General features: G+C 55.7%; 18 protein-coding genes. 13 read left to right on the top strand and 5 right to left on the bottom strand.

Going from position 1 to position 22,872, the window contains the following annotated elements; all coding sequences use genetic code 11:
• The first annotated feature begins 17 nt into the window (after window positions 1–17).
• Genes JW937_05810 through JW937_05835 form a run of 6 tightly spaced genes read left to right on the top strand, consistent with a single transcriptional unit; the run spans window position 18 to window position 8,414 of the window.
• Complete coding sequence (locus tag JW937_05810) at window positions 18–2,510, top strand: glycosyltransferase (GenBank protein ID MBN1586931.1); 2,493 nt, start codon at window positions 18–20, stop codon at window positions 2,508–2,510.
• Complete coding sequence (locus tag JW937_05815; GenBank protein MBN1586932.1) at window positions 2,507–3,688, top strand: glycosyltransferase family 4 protein; 1,182 nt, start codon at window positions 2,507–2,509, stop codon at window positions 3,686–3,688. Before JW937_05810 ends, JW937_05815 begins: the two co-directional genes overlap by 4 nt.
• Window positions 3,666–4,679, top strand: coding sequence for a radical SAM protein (locus tag JW937_05820; GenBank protein MBN1586933.1), 1,014 nt, complete (start codon window positions 3,666–3,668; stop codon window positions 4,677–4,679). Before JW937_05815 ends, JW937_05820 begins: the two co-directional genes overlap by 23 nt.
• A 38-nt stretch (window positions 4,680–4,717) precedes the next feature.
• Window positions 4,718–5,935 (top strand): glycosyltransferase family 4 protein, encoded by a 1,218-nt coding sequence (locus JW937_05825; protein MBN1586934.1) that lies wholly within the window; start codon window positions 4,718–4,720, stop codon window positions 5,933–5,935.
• A complete protein-coding gene (locus tag JW937_05830) occupies window positions 5,932–6,774 on the top strand; it encodes an ABC transporter permease (GenBank protein MBN1586935.1) in 843 nt (280 codons plus the stop codon). The genes JW937_05825 and JW937_05830 overlap by 4 nt, the downstream gene beginning before the upstream one ends.
• Window positions 6,774–8,414 (top strand): ABC transporter ATP-binding protein, encoded by a 1,641-nt coding sequence (locus tag JW937_05835; GenBank protein MBN1586936.1) that lies wholly within the window; start codon window positions 6,774–6,776, stop codon window positions 8,412–8,414. The genes JW937_05830 and JW937_05835 overlap by 1 nt, the downstream gene beginning before the upstream one ends.
• Here the strand turns inward: JW937_05835 and JW937_05840 are convergent.
• The gene (locus JW937_05840; protein ID MBN1586937.1) at window positions 8,386–9,450 is read right to left on the bottom strand and encodes a GDP-mannose 4,6-dehydratase; all 1,065 of its coding nucleotides are present in this window, start codon (window positions 9,448–9,450) and stop codon (window positions 8,386–8,388) included. The genes JW937_05835 and JW937_05840 overlap by 29 nt on opposite strands.
• A 433-nt stretch (window positions 9,451–9,883) precedes the next feature.
• Here JW937_05840 and JW937_05845 point away from each other — a divergent pair, with 433 nt between their 5' ends.
• From JW937_05845 to JW937_05865, 5 genes are all read left to right on the top strand, one after another.
• Window positions 9,884–10,195 (top strand): hypothetical protein, encoded by a 312-nt coding sequence (locus tag JW937_05845; protein MBN1586938.1) that lies wholly within the window; start codon window positions 9,884–9,886, stop codon window positions 10,193–10,195.
• Window positions 10,196–10,326: 131 nt separating this feature from the next.
• Entirely contained in the window at window positions 10,327–11,493 is a 1,167-nt protein-coding gene (locus JW937_05850; protein ID MBN1586939.1) for a glycosyltransferase family 4 protein, read from the top strand.
• Entirely contained in the window at window positions 11,462–12,676 is a 1,215-nt protein-coding gene (locus tag JW937_05855) for a glycosyltransferase family 4 protein (protein MBN1586940.1), read from the top strand. The genes JW937_05850 and JW937_05855 overlap by 32 nt, the downstream gene beginning before the upstream one ends.
• Window positions 12,651–13,610 carry a glycosyltransferase family 2 protein gene (locus JW937_05860; GenBank protein MBN1586941.1) on the top strand — a complete coding sequence of 320 codons (960 nt, stop codon included), beginning with the start codon at window positions 12,651–12,653 and terminating at the stop codon, window positions 13,608–13,610. Before JW937_05855 ends, JW937_05860 begins: the two co-directional genes overlap by 26 nt.
• Window positions 13,607–14,809 (top strand): glycosyltransferase family 4 protein, encoded by a 1,203-nt coding sequence (locus JW937_05865; protein ID MBN1586942.1) that lies wholly within the window; start codon window positions 13,607–13,609, stop codon window positions 14,807–14,809. Before JW937_05860 ends, JW937_05865 begins: the two co-directional genes overlap by 4 nt.
• Here JW937_05865 and JW937_05870 read toward each other — a convergent pair.
• The 4 genes from JW937_05870 to JW937_05885 all read right to left on the bottom strand — a co-directional run bounded on the left by JW937_05870 (window position 14,788) and on the right by JW937_05885 (window position 21,010).
• On the bottom strand, window positions 14,788–16,065 hold the full coding sequence (locus JW937_05870) for a hypothetical protein (GenBank protein ID MBN1586943.1): 1,278 nt from the start codon (window positions 16,063–16,065) through the stop codon (window positions 14,788–14,790). The genes JW937_05865 and JW937_05870 overlap by 22 nt on opposite strands.
• Window positions 16,062–16,535, bottom strand: coding sequence for a hypothetical protein (locus tag JW937_05875; protein MBN1586944.1), 474 nt, complete (start codon window positions 16,533–16,535; stop codon window positions 16,062–16,064). Before JW937_05875 ends, JW937_05870 begins: the two co-directional genes overlap by 4 nt.
• Before the next feature lie 127 nt (window positions 16,536–16,662).
• On the bottom strand, window positions 16,663–18,108 hold the full coding sequence (locus JW937_05880) for a radical SAM protein (GenBank protein ID MBN1586945.1): 1,446 nt from the start codon (window positions 18,106–18,108) through the stop codon (window positions 16,663–16,665).
• A gap of 97 nt (window positions 18,109–18,205) precedes the next feature.
• Window positions 18,206–21,010 (bottom strand): radical SAM protein, encoded by a 2,805-nt coding sequence (locus JW937_05885; protein ID MBN1586946.1) that lies wholly within the window; start codon window positions 21,008–21,010, stop codon window positions 18,206–18,208.
• A gap of 111 nt (window positions 21,011–21,121) precedes the next feature.
• On the opposite strand from JW937_05885, the gene JW937_05890 reads away from it, so the two are divergent.
• Both JW937_05890 and thrH read left to right on the top strand, forming a co-directional pair.
• Window positions 21,122–22,201 (top strand): DUF3524 domain-containing protein, encoded by a 1,080-nt coding sequence (locus JW937_05890; protein MBN1586947.1) that lies wholly within the window; start codon window positions 21,122–21,124, stop codon window positions 22,199–22,201.
• Entirely contained in the window at window positions 22,180–22,791 is a 612-nt protein-coding gene (thrH, locus tag JW937_05895) for a bifunctional phosphoserine phosphatase/homoserine phosphotransferase ThrH (protein ID MBN1586948.1), read from the top strand. Before JW937_05890 ends, thrH begins: the two co-directional genes overlap by 22 nt.
• Window positions 22,792–22,872: the final 81 nt, after the last annotated feature.

Below are 22,872 nucleotides of genomic sequence, written 5' to 3' on the forward strand. Positions count from 1 at the left end.
AAATCCCTAGACCATCCATGAAGAACAGCCACCCTCACCCCCAAGTTGCCGTATCCGTCATTAACTATAATGGGGTCAAGCATTTGGATAAATGTCTGGCTTCATTGGAGGCTTTGAATTATCCACGGAGCCGCCTCCGGCTAAGCCTGGTGGACAACGGATCCACCGACACCTCCCTTGAATTTGTTCAGACCCGCTACCCGAATGTCCGAATCCTCCAAAACGACCAAAACAATTTTTCCCGCGCTCTCAATTTGGCGACCCGGGAATGCCCGGGAGAATATGTGGTCTTTCTCAACAATGACACCACGGTAGAGCGCTCCTGGCTCAAGGAGCTGGTCAAGGCCGCCCAAGGCCGGCCTGAAGTCGCGGGGGTGGGCAGCAAAATCCTGCTGTCTGATGGCCGCATCAACAGCGCAGGCCATCAGGAACTCCCTTCTTTTTATTGGGAGGACCGGGGATTTGAAGAAAAGGACATCGGCCAATACGACGAGGTCACTGAAGTCTCAAGCCTATCTGGTTGCGCCGCAATGTACCGTAAAGAATATTTGGAGGAATTGGGCGGTTTTGACGAAGACTTCAATATCTTCCTCGAGGATATCGAAATCGGGTTACGCTGTCGCAAGAAAGGCTGGAAGCTGCTTTACGTCCCGTCCAGCGTCGTCCACCATCACTTCCACGGCACAGTGAGCGGTCAATTCGCAGATACCATGGTGGAACGAAATCGCCTGCTATTGGTGGCCAAGCACTATCCGGAAAGACTCGGGGAGGTGCTCCCCGGGAACACGCTTCTCACGGACGGCTCCCACCTCCCTTATGATGTGGCCTACGACCATGTTGTCCAGTGCATTCAGAAATTCCTCGCCTCCCACGACCGGGAAACAATCTTAAGAACCTCGCCCTCGCTGGCTGCAGGGATTCGCAGGAGTCTTATCTGGCAACGCAAGATGCTTCGAAAGACTTTTCGTGAACACTTCTCCTTCCGTTATAGCGCGGGCTCGAACGGTAAGGACTCCGCGGAGGAACGGGACCGGATAATCACCCAACTCGTCGAGGCTAAAGAACGCCTGGCACGAGAACTACAGGATTCACAGAACTCGATCCAATTCATACGCAATGAGCTATATTCACGAGACATTCAGCTTGCAGAAGAACGGGCGCGCGCCAATGAGCGCGCCCAACGAATAGACGAGCTCCGGTCGGAACACAACGAACTATCCCAGCGTCTGAAAACCTCTCTACAGGAGACAGAGGACCGCCACCGCTACGCAAAATCCCAGGAAGAGCGCTTGGAACTGGAATTAAAAAAGCTCTGGACCAACGAGCAGGAACTGGCAGGGCTCCGGGTCCTGCTGAACGAGCGGGAAGCACAGCTCGAAGAGGCGCGCGCGCAGACTCGAGAGATGGCGGATTTTCGACATGAACTGACCCGCAGGGCCGCAGAAACTGAGAAGCTTGAATCGACACTAAACGAAACAAATCGGCGGCTCCAAGAAACTTCTACCGAACAGGAGCAGTTGCAACAGAGACTCGAAGCAGGCATCCGCCAAGTCTCCCGGCTCAACCTCGCCCTGGCCGACAAGGTGCAGGAAATCAAAAAAATCCGGGAAGCTTACGACCACAAGAGTGCACAGCTCCGGGATAAGGATTCGGAATACTCCCAGCTCCGGATTCACTGCCAGAACCTGAGCGACGCCAACAAGAAGTGGGCCGACCTTGCAGAGCAAGTCAACGAAGAAAAAGAGGGTCTGCGTATCCACCTGGAGGAGGAGGTATCAAACCGGCAAAAGCAACTAGATGAGGTGCGCCGGGAGCTGGGTTCGGCCGGAGCCAATGTCGCAGAGCTAAAAGCGCAGATCGAAGGGCTGCAGGTTTTCTACAAAACAAATACTTACCGGCACCTCGTGATCCCCGTATGGAAGACAGCCAACTTCTTCAAGCAGATGGCCAGGCTCTTCCTCCGTTTTGAAATTTTCGCCGCATGGGCCCGGGCCAGGCAACAGGTGGTAGTGCTCAAGCCGAAACAGGTAAGCCCGGGCCAGGCCGAGGCCGCGCTGCGGCGTATCGAGGGTCTTTACCCCGGAATCCCCATCGAAGTGATCACCCAAATTTACGGCGAAGAGATCGACTGGGTCGAACACAGCCGCAGGCCGAACCGGCGATACCGGATTTACATCCACGAGAAAAACCCGCTCAATCTGTTTCGCCTAATCCTTCTCAGTTTGCGCTGGCAATGCCGTCCCTCTTTCCAAAAAGCAATCGTTCTCTGTCACCCGGCAATTCCCGGCGCCTGCCGCAAACAGAAATTCCTGGGCGCTTGCCTGAGCGGCTCGCGCAGCACCGAAGTCTACTTCCCCGAGAACGATCATTCCGAACCGCTCGTCATTCGCCGGGTGATCGGGCACTTACTCTGGTTCGGATTGGCCGGCCTGGCCGTATCTCTGCTGCTCGTTCCACGCACCCTTATCCGCAAGATCCGGCTCCGGCGTCACAGAAGTTCAAACGCATGAACCTGGCTTTCCTTTCCAAAGATTACCCTCCGCAACAGGTCGGCGGTGTCGGCACTTATGTAACGGAGATGTCCCGCCTTCTGGCCCGTAAGGGACACCAAGTATTCGTCATCTCCCAAGGCGACTCCGTGTATGAAGAACTACTTGTTCCCGGCGGACAAAGCATCCGGGTAATCCGGGTGCAGCCGGCCCGGCTTTCGTTCATGGACTTAGTCCGGGATTCCCATCCGGGACTTGTCGAAAGATTGGAATATTCCTGGTCGGTATCCCAAGCACTCAAGAGATTGCACAAGGACATTAGGCTGGATGTCGTCGAGGCCTCCGAGGCCCGAGCCGAAGGGTTCTGGTATTACCTGACTCACCGGAATCCTCCTCTGCTGATCAAGCTGCACACGCCCGAGTATGTGGCCGTAAAGCTCAATCAAACTCACCGTCTTCCGTATTGGCGCGGAGCTCATTCCTTGGAAAAGCATTGGATCTTCAGCGCGCACCAGCTGGTTGGCATCACTCAAGCGGTGGTTGATAAGGTTGCCGAGAGTTACCGGGTGAGACTTCAAGGAATCCCTCTGGTTCGCAATCCCATTGATCTGGACTTCTTCTCCCCCAACGGAGTCGCCCCCTCGGATAGCCAGCCGGAAATTCTATATGTGGGCCGCTTGGAGTTCCGCAAAGGGGTTCAGGTCCTGGCCCGGGCAATTCCCAAAGTTCTCTCACAGTGCCCAACCGCAACATTCACTTTCCTAGGCGATCCCTGCGGCATGGAATCCTACGTTTCTGAAACTCTCGCGCCCTATATGGAACGCGGGGCAGTCCAGTGGCTTCGCGGCATACCCCGCGAGGAATTGCTTGGTTACTATCGCCGCGCGACCTTGGTCGTCATCCCCTCTCTTTGGGAAAACAGCCCCTACACCTGCCTCGAGGCCATGAGCTGCGGCAAACCTGTTGTGTGTTCCAGCGGCGGCGGACTCTCGGAGCTTGCGGAGCACGGCGTAAACGGATGGCTCACGGCTCCGGGCTCCAGCGCCGAGCTGGCCCAAGGCATCATTCATTTACTGGAACACCCCGATACCCGGATGCGCTTGGGTCGCAATGCCCGCAGTCACATCATCAAGCAGTACGACGAAAAAAGCATTTATGAGCAAGCATTGGCCGTCTATGAAAATACAGCGACCCGGTAACGGGCTTCATTTAGACCGGCCGCCGCGCCGGTTCAGGCTTCCGCGCCCCCAGGTGCTTGTCCTGTTCACAAGCTATCAGTGCGATGCTCGCTGCGCCATGTGCTCCACCTGGGTCAAACAGAAGTCCGAACCCTCAATTTCTCATGAACAAATCGAGAAGCTCTTCAACGACCCTCTGTTGAAGTCCTCTTTGGAAATTCTCAATCTCACGGGCGGCGAACCCACACTCAATCCGGATCTGGTATCGAATGTGAAGACCGCGGTGGAGACATGCTCCCGATTGCGCCGGGTCGACCTGCCCACGAATGGAATGAACACCGGTCAAGTCGTCGATCAAATAGAGCGCCTTGCGGCAGCGATCGCCGATTGCGAAGTGCATCTCGGTATCACTGTTTCCATGGATGGGCTCGGGCCGGTTCATGAAGCTGTGCGCAACCGCAAGGGCGTGTTTCCTCAAGTGGAGCGGACTCTGATGGAAGTCCAGGAACTGACGCGCGCCTATCCCTTCATGAGCGTGGGCATCAATATGACAGTGGGGAACCAAAACGCGGACGAGCTGTTCCGTATGCGCAACTACGCAAGAAAAAGGAATATCGGGATCAATTTCACGCCCGCGGCAATTTCGGAAATCGGAGTGGAAAGCGCGCTGATGAAAGATGACTTCCTGCCCTCCGAAGTTCAGCGGGCCAAGATTGCAGACTTTTTTGATATCTTGGAGGAGTCGGGAGAGATGTTGGCCAACCACGCTCAATTTGCGGCAAATTGGCTCAGAACCGGTCGCCGCACTTTGGATTGCAGCTTTCGCCAGGGGCGCAACTGCCTTTTAGAACCGGACGGCAGTCTGTATTTGTGCGGCAACTTCAAAGAATTCAAGCTGGGCAATGTCTGGGAAACATCTTTTACCCGGGCATGGCGCAATATGCGCCGGATTCCCTCGACAGCCTGGAGAAAATGTGTGGGATGCGAGAGCAACTGTTATCTAAACCCATAAATACGCAACGACAGACCTCTCCCCGGATGCGGATCTGTGTGATTTCGCGGGAATACCCTCCCGAGACTTGTTGGGGCGGCATTGGCGTATACAGCACTCTGCTTTCAAAAGAACTGGCTCTGCGGGGACACCGGGTCCATGTGATTTGCCAAACTCTGGGCCAAGAGCGCACTGTGGAACGGGGAAATCTTACGGTACACAAAATTCGGAACAGCTACTATTTTTTTCCGCGTATTGCCACAACGGAATTTGCGCAGCGGATCAACTACATCCGGGCGGTTCGCAGAAGGTTTCTCAAAATCCACTCCCAGCAGCCTTTTGACGTGGTTGAGGGCCCTAACTTTTCCGCTGAAGGGCTGGGAGTTAGTTTTATCAAAGAGGTCCCTTTGGTGACTCGACTTCACAGTTCTCTAAACGAAGTCGCCAAGGCCTATGGCAAACGCCCCACATGGGATTCTCAACTCAGCGCCTCCCTTGAGAACTGGACTCTTTATAGAAGCCAAGCCGTGACTTGCTCCACGCGCGCGCATGCCGAATTGGTCGGCCAAACGGCCGGCTACAATCCCGCCAGCATTCATATCCTTCCGCTCGGCGTACCCATCCCCGAGGATACCCGCCCTCCTTCATCTGAGAAAGCAAAGGAGCCGCTTGTGCTTTTCCTGGGGCGTTTGGAACCTCGAAAAGGCGTGGATACTTTGGTACGCGCAATTCCTCAGGTTCTTGAGAAGGCTCCAAAGACAAGCTTCCTTTTCGCAGGACGCGATATCTATATCAACGGCGAAACCCATTCTGTGATCGGACCGCCCCGCCTGAGCTACAAACGGCATTTGGAGAGACTGCTTCCGGATTCCGCGCGCAATCGAGTTACGTTTCTCGGCCATGTGAGCGATATTCAGCGCCGCGAACTGTTGGCAGACTGCGATCTCTTTGTCGCGCCCTCCACTTATGAGAGCTGCGGCTTCGTATATCTGGAAGCGATGTCCTATGCGCGGCCCGTAATCGGCTGTAACGTCGGCGGAGTCCCTGAAGTCGTCAAGCACGGAGAAACCGGACTCCTGGTGCCTCCCTCGGATCCCGGAGCTCTCGCCCGGGCCATTCTCGATGTGCTTAGCCGTCCCGGTCAAACCTCGAGGATGGGCGCCCAAGCACGGGCGTGGGTGGAGACTCATTTCTCTTTGGATCAAATGGTTACCCGTACAGAGCAATTGTATGCGTCGCTAGTCAAAGATTTTTCCGCAAGAAAGAAAGCTCGATGAACCCTCTGCCCTTTTCACAGAAACTCATTGCCAGGCTAACCCCGATCCGGCAGTATGCGGCGCTCATCTGGCACCTGGCCTTGGCTGATATGCGCGTGCGTTACAAATCCCCTCTGCTCGGATTCTTGTGGGCCTTTTTAGTCCCTCTCCTGCTGAGTGGTGTGTTTTGGGTGGCTTTCACCTATATCTTCCCCATGTCCTCAGGACGCTATCCGTTTTTCATCTTCTTGATTGTGGGCATGTTTCCTTGGAGTTTTTTTCAAGCCGCGATCTCCGGTTCCACCATGAGCATCCTCCACGGGGCCCATCTGATAAAGAAGGTCAACTTCCCCCGGGAGGTCATTCCCCTGTCGGTTGTGGGCGCAAACCTTATCCATTTCCTGCTAACCTATTTTGTGGTGCTGGTATTGGCGTTTGCCGTGGGGGTTCCCCTGAGCCTTTGGGTGTGGACGCTTCCCCTTATCATCCTTGTACAAGTCATTATGATGGCCGGGTTGTCTCTCATGGTAGCCGGAATGCAGGTCAAATACAGAGATGTTAAGTATGTGGTGGACCTCCTCCTGACACTCTGGTTCTATGCCACTCCAGTCCTCTATCCGTTCCAAGCCCTGGCGAATCTTCCCCGTCCCCTGTACTTATTGGGTCTGCTGAACCCCATGAGCCACCTCGTGTATCTTTATCGCGTGGCTGTGCTAAAGGGGTATCCCACGGAATTCCCTGCCCCATGGAGCACCCCGGAAGTCGCAGCCGCGGCCATTCTATCGGCGATGATTCTTTTCTGGGCAGGATCACGAATTTTCAACTATTACGAACCGTCTTTTGCCGAGCAGGTACACTGATGTCAGATAAGCCAACCCCAGTGATCGAAGTCCAGCGTCTGGGCAAACAATTCAACGTGCCTCACCAAAAAGGGGCGTTGATTTTCGCTCTGCTGCCCCAGCTGCTCCGCCGCCAGCGGATCGAAGAATTCTGGGCCCTGCGCGAACTCTCCCTTAGCATTGCTCCGGGAAACTCTTTAGGGATTCTGGGAACCAACGGCGCTGGCAAAACCACTCTGCTGAGTTTGCTCGCCGGTATTCTCACTCCCACTGAAGGCACCCTGACCGTCAACGGTAACATTTCCTGTCTCCTGGGGTTGGGAAGCGGTTTTGAACCGGAGCTGACCGGCGAGGAAAACCTCCTGCTCAACGGCCTCATTCTAGGAATGCCGATGAGCGAGATACGCGAGAAATACCAGAGCATGGTATCCTTTGCCGAATTAGACGGCTTCCTGGACACACCCATCAAGATCTATTCTTCAGGCATGCAGGCGCGGCTGGGTTTTGCCATTGCTGTGCACAAAAATTTCGACATCTTGATGGTGGACGAGATACTGAGCGTTGGGGATCTGGCATTTCAAGAAAAGTGCCGCCGGAAATTTCTGGAATTTCGTGCAGAACAAAAGACTCTCATTATCGCCACGCAGTCCCCGGATATGTTGCAGGGTCTGTGCGACGAAGTTCTGGTCCTGGACCGGGGACACCTGGCCTATCTGGGGCACCCGGAGGCCGCCTCCACATTCTATTCAGAATTCATTCTCCGGCGCCGCAGGCGCTCTGCTTCGGCGGATTCACGCCTATTGTCCCCGGACCTCAAGCTGGCATGGACAGAACGCAGGCACCTTTGCGGACCGTCCAGAATCAAGGCCTGGTGGGGGGAGCGCAAGGGCAGTCGCAATCTGTGCGAGATCATCTCAGTGCAGTTGTCTGGTTCCCCGGGAAAAGAACCCGGCACGGTCTCTGTGGGAAAGCCGCTTGAGGTACAGGTCCGATTTCGATGCCACAACGCTCTAAAGGATCCTCACTTCGGAATCGCCCTGTTTCGCGAAGATCAGACCTACGTGTTCGGCCCAAACACCCGCTATGACCGCTACCAAATCGAAACCCTCGCTCCCGGCAACGGCGAATTCTGCTTGCGATTTCCCCGGCTTGCACTTGCGCCAGGACGCTATCGGGTCTCTGTGGCGATCTGGGATGAGGATGAGCAAAATCCTTACGATTACCTTTGTGCAACGATTCCCCTCACTGTCGCAGGTTCTGCGAAAGGCTCGGGTCTGTGCCTACTGACTTGTAAACCGCGCCGCAGATCCGCGCTGCCATTACTCGAAATGAAGGAGGCGATCGTGACCACCGGGGACTTTTTGAGTTTACCCTTGCCCAAGAGGCCACAGTCCGGGGATGTCCCGATACACGTTCGCATAATTCGCCAGTGGGATCGCTTGGTTTGCTTTGAAGCGGAAGTCAAACCCGGGTTTATTTCTTTGGAATTCCCTAAATTTGATCTTCTCCCCGAGGAGTATGGGTTGGAGGTGGATGACAAGTTGCACACGCGTATATTCGTTAAATCGGGGAGAAGGGACCACGGCGTCTTATGGATGCCCCACCGTTGGACATTGAAGCTTCCTAAAGGATCTATTGTTCGCAGGCTGCGGAAGCAGTGAGCCCTTCTTTCATCCACGCCAACAACCTGGACACCCCTTCAGCCACAGAGGTCTTCGGAGCCCACCCAAAATCCCGCTTTGCTTTCCCAATATCCGCCACAAAAAAACGCTGGTCTCCGAGGCGCGCCGGGGCCCATTCAGGGAGGATCTTGCATCCAAACTTGTTGTCCAGAAGTTGAAGGTATTCCAGGATGGAGATCGAGTTTTCGATACCCCCGCCAATATTGTAGATCTGGCCGCTGGTTCTGGAGATGTTCTGAATGACAAGGTCACAGGCCTCAACAAGATCTCCGATGTATAAGACGTCACGCACCTGGCGGCCACTTCCGAAGACCGTGACCGGTTTCGACTCCATGGCTGCCCGGAGCATCCAGGACACCCAACCCTGCTCCACTGACCCATGCTGACCCGGGCCGTAGATACAGCTTTGCCGCAAAACCACCGTGCGCAAATCATACAGACGCGCGTAATCCCGCACATATTGATCGCCGGAGCCTTTGGAACACGCGTACGGTGAATGGAAATCCAAGGGACAAGACTCATCAATACTCTGCAGACCCGTCGCCGGCTCGTAGCGCAGGCCCTTAACCTCCAGCGGAAGACGAGCCAGGTCTCCGTAGACCTTATTCGTGGAAGCGTAAATCAAAATTGGCTGGGACCGGGACTGGCGAACGGCCTCGAGAAGATTCAGTGTTCCCAAGGCATTAACCTCAAAATCTGCGAGCGGATCCACGATGGAGGTTGTGACCGCAACTTGCGCGGCCATGTGGAAGACAACATCCTGTCCTTCAACGGGTTGGGGAAAGGCCTGGCCATCCCGGATATCTGTCTTTAAGAACCGGAGCTGCGGAAAATCGCGCTGAAGCGCCTGGAGATTGCGCTCCACACCGGGCCGGCTCAGGTTATCAAGAATTGTAAGTTCTTCCCCTCGTTTGAGATAGTGTCGAGCCAGATTGGAGCCGATGAATCCGGCCCCACCGGTAATGAGAATCTTCAATGCGGGAAAACCCTCCAGATTGCTGCTAGTGGAACCCATTCTTGCAGTTCCAACCAACCCGGTCAAGCCATCTTGATGTTCCACAGCACCGTTTCACAGTGCCAGGCACCGGTGCCAGGCACCGGTGCCTGACACCGGGACCGAGATGGCATATACTCGTATAGCCATGCCCAATAAGCCTTTGAAGTCATCCGAGTCAACTCACGACCCCGCTGATCGCCGCCGCGATCAAATCACCATTGCTGCCCTGCGCCAGGCTGTCGAGCGCCTTGCCGAACAGCACGATCAGGATCTTCAAACCCTTTCTGAATTACGTGCGCAACTCGAGCAATTGCAAAAATCGCCAAGCTTATTCAGTCTGTTCAAGAGTCGCAAAGCACTCCCTTCGAAACCCGTTTCAACCAATCCAGCACCCACACAGGAGAGGCCGCCTCAAGCTTCCCCCCCTATGGCTGCTCCAAGGAGAGATCATATGATGCGAACCGCCCAACTTTTGAAATGGGCCGGCTATGGTGTTGCTGTGGCCGGTCTCTTGCTAAGTTTCTGGAATTTCCGAAGCTCGTGGACGCTTCTGTTATTCGGCATCACGGTCAGTGTGGCCGCTGGACTTTTATTGAGAATCACCGGCAATATTGCGCAGATGATCTTCGACATCAAAGGAGAGCTTATCCGCTCCCTCGGAAGTATCGAACGGGGCGTATACCAAAACGGCGCCATGACGCGCGAGGTGCGGGATATTTTGAAAGAGCAAAGCCGAGAAATTCGTAAGGCAGGGGTTCAATGACAGACTGTGGTGCCTAACACCCATGCGGACTTTACTCTACATACGATTACTCCTGCTCACGTTCTTAATGGAGGCATATTTATACTCGGGCCGGCGCATCCGCGGCTGGCGCGTATTCCCAGGACACTAGAATGAAAATTCTGATGGTACACCCACACGATATTTTTTCCATGGAAGAGCCCTGGACCTTGCGCATCAAGGCCTTGGCCCGGGAATTTTGCGGCCGCGGAGACGAGGTGCGCTTGGCCTACTTTCCCCTGACCGCAGCAGCCGCCGCATCCGACAAAACGCACGGCGAACCCTTCGAGTGCTTCCCCTTGCAACGCCCCTCAGGCTGGGGCCTGGCCTGGCGCAACATGCAAATCCTCAGACGCCACGCGCAGTGGGCGGATATTGTTCATTTGCAGAAATGTTTTCATTGGGCCAGCCGGCCTGCCGCCTACGCGGCCCGGACAGCAGGCAAACCCCTCCACTATGATTGGGATGATTGGGAGGAGCAAATCTATGTGGCCTGCGCCGATCCCCTCTCCCCCCACATCCGGTGGTTCCTGCGGCGCTTGGAATCGGACCTGCCCCGCATTGCCGACACCGTGTCCGTGGCCAGTGATCACTTGCGGCATCTCTGCATACAATTTGGTGTGAAGCCAAAAAACATATGGCCGGCACCGGTGGGCGCGGATCTCAATCTTTTCGGCAATGCCAACCCCGCCCACATTCAACAACGCTACGGCCTCAAGGGCCCTGTGGTTTTGTATCTGGGCCAGTTGCACGGGGCGCAATACGCGGATCTCTTTCTCAAGGCCGCCAAAGCAGTTTCGGAGCAAGCTCCCTCGGCCCATTTCCTGATTGTAGGTCACGGATACCAGGCTGAGCGCCTTCAACATATAGCCCAAGAGCTGCGTCTCCCCAACACCACCTTTACCGGTGCCCTGGCGCATTCGGAAATTCCCCAAGTCTTGGCCGCAGCGGACGTGTGCGTGGCTTCTTTTGAAGATAATGCCGTGACTCGATGCAAAAGCCCGTTGAAGATCGCGGAGTATATGGCGGCAGGCAAGGCCGTGGTGGCTAGTAATGTGGGTGAAGTCAGCCACATGCTCGGCGATGCGGGAGTGCTCGTCCCGGCAGGAGACTCCGCTGCATTGGCTAAGGGTGTGACCGGACTTTTGAGGAACGATACACGTCGTCAAGAACTCGGCCGGCAAGCACGCCGTCGCGCCGAAGAAGTTTACAACTGGCCCCAAACCGCAAGAAACTTATCGGAAGCCTATGAATCGGCCCTTAGTAAACACCTCAACTGATCTCGCACTGCCCGCGGCAAGCACCCGCGCCCTGGAACATGACGCAGTGGCAAGGCGGGAGCGCGCCCTACGCCTCTCTCAGTCACCGGCTCTTCTCTTTGTCACTCGCGAAGGCTACCACATGCCCGGCGCCCGGGTGCGCTGCTATGGTTTTGCCACGGAACTCAACCGGCGCAAAATCCGTTCGGAGGTCCTTTCCTATAAGGACACCCTCGGCGCTTTGGATGCGGATCAAGAGCACCTGATGGGCACTCCTTTGCGTATTAGATACAACCTCCGGGCGCTCCGGGAAATCCTCAGACTCAAACCGCGCATCCTTGTGCTGCAGCGCTTCAACTACCACGCGCTCGGCCCCTATCTTTCACTATGGCTCCTTCCAGGCACAAAGCTCGTGCTGGATCTGGACGATTGGGAAATGCGCGAGAACCCCCAATACCTGATGGGCTGGTACCCCACTTCAAAAGCCCATTGGCTGACCGGCCGACTCGCGCGCCGCAGCGTAGCCACGATCGCGGCCAGCCGCTTCCTTCAATCTGAACTCAGCCAGTGGTCCCCAAACACATACTACGTGCCCACAGGGGTTAACACGCGCGTTTTCAAAGCCCGGCCAAGACCCTCCACAGACCGTTTTGTTTTTGGGTGGGTCGGAACTTTCAACCACCGTAGCTATGTCCTTAATATCGCCATGGCCGTGCGCTGCTTCAGCCGGCTGCGCCGCCGCTTCCCGCACATCGAGCTGCGCATCATTGGGGATGGGCTCTATCGCAAAGAGGTCGAACGCACGCTTGAACGCATTGGCTGGGAGCGTGTTTGTTGGGAAGGCTGGCAGAACCCGGATACAATCCCCGAACGCCTGCATCATATGGACGTGGGTCTGCTGCCGCTTGTGGACAACACAAAGTTCAATCGTTCCAAGAGCCCTACAAAACTTTTCGAATACATGGCCTGTGCCAAGCCGGCTATTGCCTCCAATATCGGCGAAGCCTCGGAAATCTTGGTGGACGGCATTAACGGCATGCTGGCTTCCAACGAAAGTGATTTTGAATACAAGATGAGGCAATTGATCGAGCAGCCCTTGCTCACGCGCACGCTGGGCGAAGAGGCCCGCAACACTGTGTGCCGCAGCTATTCCATGGATGTGCTGGGAGAAAGACTCTATGACATCTTCAGTCCGCTCCTCTGATATCTCGCTCGTTCTGACTACGTGGAACTCCAGGCACTGCATTGGGGAATGCCTGGAGAGCTTGCGCAGACAAACCCTTCCCCCAACAGAAATCCTGCTGGTGGACAACGGCTCTGAAGACGGAACTGCAGACTACATTCGTCTGGAGTATCCTTCGGTGCGGCTCATTGCCCTGCCCAAGAACAGGGGCCCTGCGCACGCGCGCAATATCGCAATTCCGCAAACCTTGGGTGATCAGATTGTGATTCTGGATTCGGATGTGCGCCTCCACCCCCATTATTTGGAAAGATTGGCATCCCAGGCGCATCGCCCCGGGATTGGAATGCTCGGCGGCCGCATCTTGTCCTATGACGGCTCCACCCTTGACTCAGCCGGCCTGATTTTGTCCCGTTCCTACCGCTTTCTGGACCGTGCTCATGGCGAACCCGACACCGGCCAGCACAGCCACTTCGAATGGGTCTTCGGCGTGTGCTCTTGTGCTGCGTGGTATTCACGCGAGTGCCTCGAAGATCTTCGCTCGGGCGAGGAATACTTTGATGAAGATTTCTTCTATCTGGTAGAGGATGTAGATTTGGCCTGGAGGGCACAACGCCGGGGATGGAAGGTGGGCTACGAACCCCGGGCCATTGCCTATCATCAACGCAACGGCTCAAGACTCAAACGGCGGCAACGCCAATATCTTTCCTTTAGAAACCGCTATTTGATGCTCGCCAAGAATGGGGCCCTTGAAAATAAGTGGGAATATCTACAGCGCGCGGGACTCTACGATGCAACGCGACTCCTCTATATGCTGGGAACCAATACTCGGCTGACTCTGAAGGCGCTGCGAGAATTGCGCCGGCTCTCTCCCCGAATGCAGGAGAAGGGACGGTTCTCACAGAACCCGTTGCCACCAAAGGCGTTGGCAAGAACCGTCCCTGGTGGGGAGCTATGAATATTTGCCTGATCTCACACGAATATCCCCCTGAAACCGGGCTGGGCGGCATCGGCACCTACACCTATCACCTCGCCCACGGGCTTGTGGATCTTGGACACGAAGTCCACGTGCTCTCCATGAGTCCGGGCGGGCATAACCAGGATTCTGAGGACAACGGGGTACACGTGCATCGGATTCCGCGTTCCGAACATATCCCAGATAAGGGCCGGCTGCGGGATTTTTACCGGCGCATGGAATACAGCCTGGCCGTGGAGCGCGGCCTGCAGCGCCTTTGCGGCGACATCGAATTTGATATTATCGAAGGCCCCAATCTGGAGGCCGAAGCCTTTGCCTATTCTTTCAACGAAGGCCCGCCCCTGGTCACGCGCATCCACACGCACTCTTCCAAAATTCAGGAAACCTGGGGCCTACAGGAAGACAGCAACGCGCTGCTAGCCAACTGGATGGAGAAGACCCTCATTGAGCGCTCCGACCTGGTGCTCTCTTCCACTCAAACGCATGCAGACACCGTCGCGCGCGAACAAGACCTGAGCTATCAACGCCTGGCCATTGTGCCACTGGGCATCCCTCTGCCCGAATTTCACCCCAACACACAGGACACGCGCGATACACCCCAAGTTCTGTTTGTAGGAAGGCTGGAACCGCGCAAGGGCCTGCACACGTTGATGCAGGCTGTACCCTTGGTGCTCAAGCGCTTCCCAAACGCAGAGTTTCAGATCGTGGGCCAGGAAACCTTTCTCGGCGCAGGAGAAGTCTCTTCGGAAGGCGATGCGCAGAGTTCTTACAAGACTCAACTCCTGGGGCTCTTGCCGGAGTCTTCACGCGAACGCGTGCATTTCTTGGGGAGGGTTTCTCAGGAAGACTTGGAAGATCTCTACCAGAACTGCGCCTTTCTGTGCGTGCCGTCTTGGTACGAGTCCTGCGGCCTGATCTTTATGGAGGCCATGGCGCGCTCCAAAGCCGTTATCGGCTGCCTGGCAGGCGGCATGCCCGAAATTATCCGGCACGGTGAGACCGGGCTAATCGTGCCACCCAAGAATCCCGCCCTTCTAGCCGAGGCCATCAATCAGCTGCTTTCAAATCAGATTCTTTGCGAAGAGTTCGGGCGAAAGGGCCGGGCGCTTGCTGAGGACTACTACAACCGCGAACGCTTTGCCCAAGACACGATTAAGGCCTACCTCCAAGTATTGGCGTAGCAATCCAGGATCACCCGGGCAATCTCGCGCGCCATCACTTCATAACCAAGACCATTTAGATGTTCGCCATCCACACCCAGGAGCTCTTCCGCTTCCCTCATATCCTTTGGAATTACCTGAGTCACATCGACAAAGACTAACCCTTGCTCTTTGGCGAGCCCTTCAAGCGCCATATTAACCGGCTCATTCCCCCGGGGGTAAGACAGCAAAAGGACTTCAGCCCCCCGCATCTGTGCTGCATCGACGATTGCATTAATGTCCTTCTTGAACAGCCGGATCTCCTCAAAATCAAACCTGCCTGCCTCTTGGGGATCAGGCACTCTTTCAGGGTCCCTCATCACAGTCGCAAGCCCGCTGGCCAAGGTCTCACTGCCAGGCGAGGCAGCCAAGCACGCCCGGAAGATCTGTTCTGCATAATCCCGATCCCCGACCTGCGCACTCAAATAGGCCAAGTCTTCACTGAGCGGAAACTCTTCCCCAACCACTCTCTTGATCTTCTTTTGAAAACTTCTGGCCAAGGGAAGATCCCCCTGGGCAACAGCCACCCGGCCTCGGCCAATTAGAGCAAATAGATTTTCCGGATTATCCAAAAGCACTGCATCATAGACTCTGGCAGATTCTTGAAGCTTCCCAAGGCTGCAAAACACCCAGCCCAGTTCTACCTGGGCCTCAATCCAATCGGGATTGCGTCGAGTCCATTCTTCCAGGCGCTCCAGATCGGGCAGCATCGGATTGGATGGATCCGTTCTCTGCAACTTAGCTGACTCACTCCTCTTTCGCAGCAGTACGGACGCTTCTTCAAAACCGGCCTTCAATACTCTTGAGATCTTCAAAATCTTCCAGGCACTCCAATTATTTCGTTCTCTCGTTTTTCGTGAGTTATTCGACCCGATAAGCACCAGGACAATCTGGGGATGAATCCGGTCCAGCAGATTGTCCAGCTTTTCGCGGAGTTCCCAGGAGCTCATCCCCGGAATCCCGGCATTATAGACACGAATTTCGTCCTGCAGGCCGGCTGGAGCCTGCTCCCGAAGCATCGTTTCCAGGTAATTTGGATAGGCCTGTCCCCAAGGGGCGCCTACACCAAAAGTGAAGCTGTCTCCCACACACAAAATCTTGGTCTGCGCTCCTGCTGGGCCTTTCCCTGAATGATAAGCCACTCGTAAGACCGCCCCCGCTGCCCACAATCCGGCTTCCAGAAGACCTGCTCCAAGAAGAAGCGCCAGCAGCGGGAACAAGAGCCTTCTTTTCTTCATCTGCCGGAATCCCCGCGAAACCATGCACCCACACGGTAGACTCGCCCCTCTTCAACTTGAGTGAAGACAGACAACGCCTCGCGGTTCTGCAGCCTAATACAGCTCATTCCGCTGCGCGCCTCGGTGCCGTCCCGGCTCACCCGGGAATACATACCCCAGTCCCGGATTCTCAGCCCGCCGTCAATCACTTCCAATCCCGGATTCGGCAACATGAGATTTTCAGCCCACAAGTCATCCACCCAGATGCCATCGGATTCCTCCTGCGCGCCATCGGGCACTTCACCACATAACCGGATCAGAATCTCACCGCTGCCTTGGGGCACAAATTCCATCACTATTTCCCGCCACTCGCCGCCCACCTCCCCTTGCACAACCCATGCGGTATTTGGAAATCTCTTAGGAATCCATTCAGAAGGCCGGCACTCCAGGCCTTGGGACGTGCGCGCCGTCAACTCGAAGGCCTGATTCAAACTCACCACATCGATACGGCCGGTGCGAACAGGAGAGACTTGAGAAGAGGGCTCTGTGGCAGATGCAAACCCACAGCACAACCACACCCCAAGGAGGATTGGCAGACAAGCTTTCTTGATTGTATCGCTAGGCGGTGGTGAGGCGCTTCCGCTGCTTTTCGTGCGCCTCTTCGTATGCGTAATTACAGACAACTCCCAGCTCCAACTCCCGCAGAAGCCCGGCCAGACGTTCCTGCCGTTCTTGCCGGATCTCCGGAGTATTTTGGCCGTCGGCCATGCGCCACTGCCGGTGCCAGTGTTCACCTTCGACTTTCACTCCGTACTTCTGAGGATTGCGCTCAACAGGAGATCCATAAGTGAGAGTCATGGTTGAAAAAGCCGCGACTGACTGGATACAGGATCGATTTCGACTTAGGAAATCCAGGGTTTGGCCGAAATCCTCTTCAGTCTCCCCGGGGAACCCGACCATCAGGTTGACATACACATGAATCCCGGCCTCCTGTGTCCACCGGAAAACACGCTCCATCACCTGCACCGTGGAAAACTTGTCCATTAGGCGCAGAACCTTGTCACTAAAGGTCTCCGCTCCGTAAATCAGCGCTGTGCAACCGGATTCGCACAGGAGCTTTAGTAGGTCCGGTGTCATGGTACGCGCCAATGCCTGGCCTGTCCACCTGAAGCCGCGGTCTCGAAGACCGGCGGCGGTCAACTGCTCGCACACTTTCTTGAGCAAAGGCAAATCACCATTGACTAAAAGGTCGTTGAACTGGAATCGATAGACACGGTGGCGCTCCATATTGCTCAGAATCTCCAACACAATTTTGGATGCGGAACGCGAGCGATAACTCTTGGCCATCACAAAGTCATTGCAGAAGGTGCAGCGCCCGACACAGCCCCGGCTCATCATAACCGGCAGTTTGGGGCGCGTGAAGGGCTCCTCGTAATCCCCGACTTCAAACTGTTCGAATGTGGGCAAGGGAAGCGCATCCAAGTTCTCGATGATTCGGGGCCTCACAACGGATCCGCTGGAATCCTCCGGCACGAGAACCCCTTCAATCCCGGCCAGGCTCTTTCGTTGGGCGATGTTTCGCAGCACTTCCACCAAGGATTCCTCCGCTTCCCCGATAAGAAAGGCATTGACCCATTCACGGGGGATGAGTTCCTTTCCCGTCTTTCTATTGATCAGTGAAACCGGCCAGCGCATCTCTTGATCCAGCCAATAAACCTCCGGGCCGCCCATCAATACTGTGCGCTTGGGGTCCTCTTGCCTCAAAATTTTGAGGACTTCCAGAGTAAAAGCCAAACTGGACTGATGCACGGAAAATCCCACCACCGGATGCGGACTCTCCAAAATGTGATTGGCGCAACGCTCCACCCAGTGCGCCATTTTGTCTTGGAGCAGACGCGGGAATTCCTCTAAGGACCAGCATTCCAGACTGGCCGGGTCCTCCCACAAACTCTTGAGTTCTTCCGGAGCCTCGCGGTAGGCCCGCACATTGAAGTCCAAAACATTGCAGTGAAAGCCCGCGGCCTTCAGACTACTCGCAAGGGAGGCCAAACCCAGCGGCGGCATATCCACCCCCCAGGCCGGGCAACTGACTAGGAGAATCCTCGGCCGCCTCCGCAAAAAACCAGGGACAGGTCTCGCCATCCCTTTACCCCGCATTGGGTTACGCAAGGTCCGTCCCCTTCCCGGCGTATTGGAGCACCGTATCCAGCAATCGCCTTTCCCAAGGCCGCAACCTGTCCATCACGTGCTTCATCCCAAGATTTTCTCCAAGATTGTCGCAGCTTTTGTAACAACCCACGCGGCACTTCGGGTCGTTGCCGATAATTTTGAAAAACGGATCCTCGGCTTTACTGGGCACCAAGGCATGCCGCCGAAACTCTTTTTGGCGTTCGCCATTCCAAATTGTTGAGAAGTCTGATTCGTAGATATTGCCGATCGGAAATTTGTGGCTCTTAAGACAGGAACTCACATTGCCCTCGGCTGTAATACGCGCATAGGTCCAGCCCACGTAACAAGGCAGGTTATCCACAAAGCCGCTATCATACTCCGCCTGCTCCGCCCGAGGATCTGCCAGACGGCGCGTGAAGTGTTCCCAGTTCAGGACTTGGCAGGTCCCCACACGGCAAGCGTCTTCCATGCGCGTTTCAATGCGCCGGCACAATGCGCGCGCCTCTTCAAGCTGTTCTGCGTTAAGCAAAAGAGAGTCCGTAAGCCCCCCCACGGTGTCGGTTACCGTAAACTCCACCGCATCGGAGCCGGTCTCCAGGGCAAAATCAAGCATGGGCTCCAGATCCAGGTAATTGAGGTTGTTCACCACATGGTAAACCTTGGTGTATCCCGTTCCGCGCGGTTTAAGTTGATTGAGGAGGTTGAGATTTCTCTTGAGACGGAGAAAGGCAGCCTCGTCCTTGTTCGGATGCGTGAGCGCATAAATCGACGGCGTGCCCGCCCAAACACTCACCGTATAGGAATCAATCCCAATTTCGCCCAAGCGTTGGATTGTTTCCTCCCCTCTTATGAGCGTAAAATTGGTGTTCAAGAACAGCTTAAGACTGTGTTGCCTCTTGGCGTATTCGAGAAAGTCCAGGATGCGCGGATGCATCATAGGCTCCCCACCGCCCGCAATGTACAGAGCCCGTGTGCCGGATCCCGCCAGTTGATCCACCACCCGCGTCAGAAGCTCATAAGGAAGCATCTGGCCTTTGACCGGCGCTCTGAACTTGTGCTCGCCCAGAAGATCCGAATGGCACCAACACCCCACGCAGTTGCTGTTGCAATCATTCGTAGGATCAATCTGCACGAGGTCCGGGCCTTTGAATGCGTGCTGCCCGTGAAGCACTCCCAGCACAGTGAGATAACGGCTGAAAATCCGTTTGAGGCTTAAACGCTCTCGAAGCTTCCGGAAGAGCTTCCGGAATGAACCGAGGAAGCCGTGACGTTGCAGGCCGGAACGAAGACGCCTCAAGCCCCCTCCTCCCCATCGCATTCGCACATAATCCATACCGGTGATCAGCGCGGCGCGCAAGCCTTCCTCTTTAATAGAGAGGATCAAACGCTGCCCGAGCCGCACGGGCGTCAAGGCAGGAGTCTGCCCCGTGCCGCGCATCCAAACATGTTGCCGCCAACGCCGGTAAGCTCCCTGCTTGGCCTGCTCCAGCTCCTTGGCACTTACGTGCGCAGTCTCAATCACGCTGTTGTGGTTCCCGTCGTAACGCGACCAATCCAGTGTATTAATCAGTCCCTCGCGCTTGAGGTCTTCAAAATACCAAGTGCCGGGAAAGGGTGTGGTGATGGAAAACTGGAGCGTATCCGGACTCACGTGCATGGCATAATCCACAGTGCGTTTCAGCGTCTCTTGAGTCTCCCCGGGCAAGCCCAACGTAAAGGTAAGATGAGTCTTGATCCCCGCCTTCTGCGTGCAACGCACCATCCGGTCGTTTTCCTCAAAATTCATATTCTTGCGAATCGCATCCAAGAGCTTCTGATCCGCGGATTCCACGCCGTACTTGACCGCGGCCAGGCCGGAGGCGGCGAGAGCCTCGAGAATCTCTTCGGTCATCAGGTCCGCGCGCCCCATCATGGCCCAGGGCACTCGGATCCGGCCGTTGCGCCGGCGGTCCTGAAGCCTGCGCGCAAATTCCAGGGTGCGCTGCCGGGAAATATTGAAAGTGTCGTCATCAAAATAGACGGATTGGAAGCCGAGCGTGTGCACACAGTATTCCATCTCGTCGAGAATATCCTCCACAGAACGCATGCGGTAATTGGAGCCTCCGTACATAATCTGCGGCCACGCACAAAAGCCGCATTGATAAGGGCAGCCGCGGGAAGCGAGCATCTGCACACCAGGGTGCGGGATGCCCCCCGGGTTGTCCTTATAAGCATGCATGGGGAGACCGTCGCGCATGGGCCAGGGCAGCCAATCCAAATCCTCGATGAGTTTTTGGGAGCCGTTGTTCACCACAATCGCGCCGTTGTAGCGAAAGCTCATACTGGGAATAGATTCAAATTGCCTTTTGCCTTCGAGCTCACGCACCAGATTCAGCAAGGTATGTTCGTACTCGCCGTGCATCACAAACTGCACGCGTTTTTGACGCTCGAAAAATTCCTTTTCCCGGATGGTGACTTCCGGCCCGGCCAAAGCAATGGGCAAGTCTTTAGGAAGGCCGTTCAGGAGCCGCAAGTCGTGGGCGAGCGACGGCGTTGAGGTCTCGGCAACCAACAAATCCGGAGCCTCGGCCCGGACCTTGTCCAGAAATAGTGACTCGGGCATCTGCCCGGCAAGGGCATCGATTAGGCGCACTTGATGGCCCTCGCGTTCCAGAAGGGCGGCACTGTAGGCTAAATAGAAAGGAAAGGGCTGATAATCGCGCTCATGGGCTTCTTTGAGGTGAGGCCAGCGGGAGCCGGCACGCACTCCCCAGCGCCCGCGCCGATGCCACGGAGGATTTGTCAGAAGAATCTTCATTAGCCAGTTCTAACACGGGGTCCAAATGCGGTCAAGAAAACAGTACCGTTTTAGTCCTACATCCACATATGATATAGTGTCAAGGCTTCCATGGATCACCTTGAATCTCCAATGATTTTATTCATTGAGCCCTTTTACGGAGCTTCGCATCGCGCACTGGTTGACGGCTTGCGCGAACGCTTGGACTTGCCCTCCGCACTCCTCAGCCTCCCCCCCTGGAAATGGAAATGGCGTATGCGCGCGGCCGCTCCGGTCTTCCACTTAACGGAACCGGCCCTCGAGCACGAATACGATGTCCTCTTTGCCTCCAGTTTCCTCAACCTAGCCGAGCTGCTCGGGCTCCGCCCCAATCTCCGGCGCGCGCGAAAGATCCTCTACTTCCATGAAAACCAAGTAATCTATCCCACGCTGGAAGATTCCGAACGCGACTATCATTACATCATGACGCAAATCACCTCAGCCCTGGCCGCAGACCAAGTCCTCTTCAACTCTGAATTCAACCGCAGCACCTTTCTGGACGGCATCCGCACTTTTCTCAAACGCATGCCCAAACCTCGCCCCGACACCGCGCCGGACATTATTGCCGCCAAGTCTCAAGTCTTCCGCGTTCCTATTGAAGCGCCTCCTGCATCTCAGGCCTGGCCTGATTCCGCCAAAGCGCCGATGATCCTGTGGAACCACCGGTGGGAGCACGACAAGAATCCAGAGGACTTCTTTCTCTTGATCAGACAACTCAAAGCCAGCGGCACTCCCTTCCGGTTAGCCGTGATCGGAGAGTCCTATCGCTATGCGCCCGAAGTCTTTGGCCAAGCTGAGAAAGAGTTCGCGGATGAAATCGCGTACTGGGGATGGCGCGAATCACGCGAGGAATACTGGAGTGTTCTTCACGAAAGCCAAGTGGTCCTTTCCACCGCACATCAGGAATTCCAGGGCTTGTCGGTAATGGAGGCCGTAACCTGCGCCTGCATTCCCCTGCTCCCCAAACGCCTGGTATATCCGGAGATCTATCCAGAAGAATTCCTTTACAGCAGTCCCGGCGACGCGCTCCGGAAACTCCGGGCCATGTTGGCATCACCTGAACAGTTCGATACGGAAACCCTGCGCAGCAACATCCTCGACGACTTTTCTTGGGATTTGTGGTTGGAGAGGTACCGGGATATAATCTGCCCATGCCCAGACCCAATCTTGTGACTTTAGATCTCGAAGGAGTCCTGGTCCCGGAGGTGTGGATCAATGTCGCGGAACGCACCGGCATTGAAGCCCTGCGCCGCACAACCCGCGACGAACCCGATTACACCAGACTCATGCAAGGGCGTTTGAATATCCTGGACGAGCACGGTCTCAAGCTCCCGGACATTCAAAAGGTGATCGGCACGCTGGAGCCCCTGCAAGGCGCATTGGAATTCTTGGATTGGCTGCGTGCCGAGGTCCCGCTCGTGATCCTCTCGGACACCTTTTACGAGTTTGCAGATCCACTGATGCGCAAACTCGCGCGGCCGGCGCTCTTTTGTAATTCGCTCGTCGTTTCGGAAGATGGACGGATTACAGGATTTGAACTCAGGCAGCCTGATCAAAAACGGCAATCGGTCATCGCGCTCAAGCAACTCAACTTCAAAATCATCGCGGCGGGCGACTCTTACAATGATACGGGCATGCTGAAGGAAGCCGATGCCGGAATCCTCTTCAGGCCGCCGGACAACGTAATCCAAGACTTCCCGCAGTTTCCCGTGACGACCACTTATGCGGAACTGCGCGCCGCAATCGAAGCGAATCTTGGCTAGCCCGGATATTGCATGAGAGTTCGAGCAAAAGGGACGCAAAGGACCGGTAATGCGAGACGTGCGACCGAGGACCCCGCAGGC

This window comes from Candidatus Omnitrophota bacterium (assembly GCA_016929445.1).
GTDB lineage: Bacteria > Omnitrophota > Gorgyraeia > JAFGIU01 > JAFGIU01 > JAFGIU01.